The organism is Halanaerobium sp. MA284_MarDTE_T2, assembly GCF_003337245.1.
Lineage (GTDB): Bacteria > Bacillota > Halanaerobiia > Halanaerobiales > Halanaerobiaceae > QPJE01.
On the sequence record NZ_QPJE01000056.1, the window covers coordinates 1 to 2488 of the forward strand.

Sequence of the window (2488 nt, forward strand, 5' to 3'; positions counted from 1 at the left end):
TGCATATGCTAAACTAAAAGTGTACCAAAAATAATGTTCTGCTAATCGAAAAGTGTACCACCTCAACACCATCTCCTGTATAATTGATTTATCCAATAATCATTATAAACAGGAGGTAAGAAAGGTGAAAGAGATGGCACAATATAATTATATTAGGTTTCTATATTTTAATCAAAAGAAAAGTAAAAGAGCTATTGCAAGTGAACTTGGAATACATCGCGATACTGTAACTAGAGCTATTGCAAACCCAGAACAAAAGTACAGGTTAAGTACAGACAGACCTCAGCCAGTAAATGGTGATTTTAAAAAGCGAATAAAAGTAATGGTTAAAGAAAACAATGAAGCTCCTAAAGGACAAAAACTAACAAAACTCAGGATGTATGAATTGCTTTGTGAAGAAGGCTATTCAGGTACTTATTCTTCCTTTACCTATCAGTGCAGAAAGGAGGAAGAAGAACTTCATATACACCAGCAGGAAGCCTATCTGAAACTGGTCCCAATTAGTGGCTCCCTGCAGGTTGATTTTGGTGAAGTATACTCTAAACGAAATGGAGTACCAGTCAAAAAGCATGCCTTCTGTGCTAAATTATGCTCTGGCAAAGGTGAATTTGTTAAAACCTATCCGAGAGAACAGACAGAATTCTTTTTTGATGGACTTAGTTCAGCCTTTAAATTTTTTGGTGGTATCCCCAAAAAGATTATTTTTGATAATCTTAAACCAGCAGTAAAAACAGTTCTTAAAGAACAGGATCGTATACTGCAGCAGGAATTCCTTAAAATACAATCATTTTACTCTTTTGAAGCAGAGTTTTGTGGACCTGGCAAGGGTAACGAAAAGGGATTAGTTGAGAATTTAGTAAAATATGTCCAGAATAATTACTTCTTACCAAGACCAGAATTTATCAGTTTTGAAGATACAAATCAGAAGCTGCTTAAAAAATGTCAGCATAGACTCAGGACCAGAAAACATCTCGGTGAAACCTGGGAGAAAAGGCTGTTAGCAGAAGATTTTCTTCCTCTAACAGAAATTTATGAGTATGCCCGTCTTAAAGATGTTAAAGTTAACAGCTATCAGCTGGTTCATATAGATACCAACCGTTATTCTGTACCGACTGAATATGTTGGTAAAAGACTACAGGCCAGACTATATCCATTTGAAATCAGACTGGTCTACAATGATAAAGTGGTTGCCGAACATGATAGATTATTCGGTAAAAACAAAGAAGTTCTTAACCCTTATCACTATTTGAGCGTAATTAGAAAGAAAGCTAGAGCCTATGAACAGGCAAAAGTAATCCAGGATTGGAATTTGCCAGAAATATATACTGAATATCATAGATTAATTCAGGCTCATTTAGGATCAAAATCTAAAGGAACCAGAGAATTCATTGATATTTTGAGACTGACAGAAGAATATTCAGTTCCAACTATCGCTAGAATTTTAAAAGAACTTGATCAGAAAAACAGATACAGCTATCAGGATGTATTAAGTGTACTGCGTTACCAAACTCAGTGTACCACTGGTACACAGTATTTAGCAGATGATATCCTGAAAGAACTTAATATTGAGCATATCCACACTACTCATCTTCCCTTAAGCGAGTACGATTCTTTACTGGTAAAAGGTGGTGAGATAAATGGATGATAAATTAAGAGAACAGCTTAAATTTTGCCGCCTGCCAGGTATTGTAGAATGCTATGATGATATCTTAAAAGAGGCCAGAGATAAAAGCTGGGATCATGAGCAATTTTTTAGTAATCTTGTTGAATATGAAGTTATCATGCGAGAAAACAACAGATTTAATAGACTTTTAAAACAGGCTAAATTTCCTAATTTAAAGACAATCGAACAGTTTAATTTTTCTGAAGCTCCCTTTTTATCCAAAACTGAAGTTATGGAACTATTTAGCTGCAAATTTATTGATCAAAATACCAACATAATATTTCTAGGATCACCAGGTACTGGCAAATCCCATTTGCTGATTTCAATAGGTATTGAGGCCTGCAGACAGGGTAAAACAGTTGGATTCTTTACTGCAGCTGGTTTGTGTAATCAACTGATTGAAATGCAGGAAGAACAGCAGCTGCTCAAATTTTTAAAGAAGATCAGTAAATTAGATTTATTATTAATTGATGAATTGGGCTTTGTTGAATTATCAAATCAGGCGACACAACTAATGTTTCAAATCTTTTCAGAACGATATGAAAAAGGATCTATATTTTTAACCAGCAATCTTGAATTTGCTGAATGGGCTAAAGTATTTCATGATGAAAGAATGACTGCTGCAATTATTGATAGACTGATTCATAACAGCAAGATAATGTTATTTAATGGATCTAGTCATCGGCTCTTAGATCAGCAGAAGAAAACAAAGAAAGCCCAGTAATTTTAACTACAGAAGGAGTAATTTCTTCTCCTTCTCTTTTTTGAACTAGGTGGTACACAATTCGATTGGTAGGGTGGTACATTTTTCGCTTGACAAAAGCA

General features: G+C 34.7%; 2 protein-coding genes. Both read left to right on the forward strand.

Annotated features, from left to right (window positions below):
* Nucleotides 1-133 precede the first annotated feature (133 nt).
* Nucleotides 134-1645, forward strand: coding sequence for an IS21 family transposase (gene istA, locus DFR78_RS11775; RefSeq protein WP_233487074.1), 1512 nt, complete (start codon nucleotides 134-136; stop codon nucleotides 1643-1645).
* Nucleotides 1638-2387: an IS21-like element helper ATPase IstB gene (gene istB, locus DFR78_RS11780; protein ID WP_114459018.1), complete on the forward strand. Its 750-nt coding sequence runs from the start codon at nucleotides 1638-1640 to the stop codon at nucleotides 2385-2387. The genes istA and istB overlap by 8 nt, the downstream gene beginning before the upstream one ends.
* Nucleotides 2388-2488: the final 101 nt, after the last annotated feature.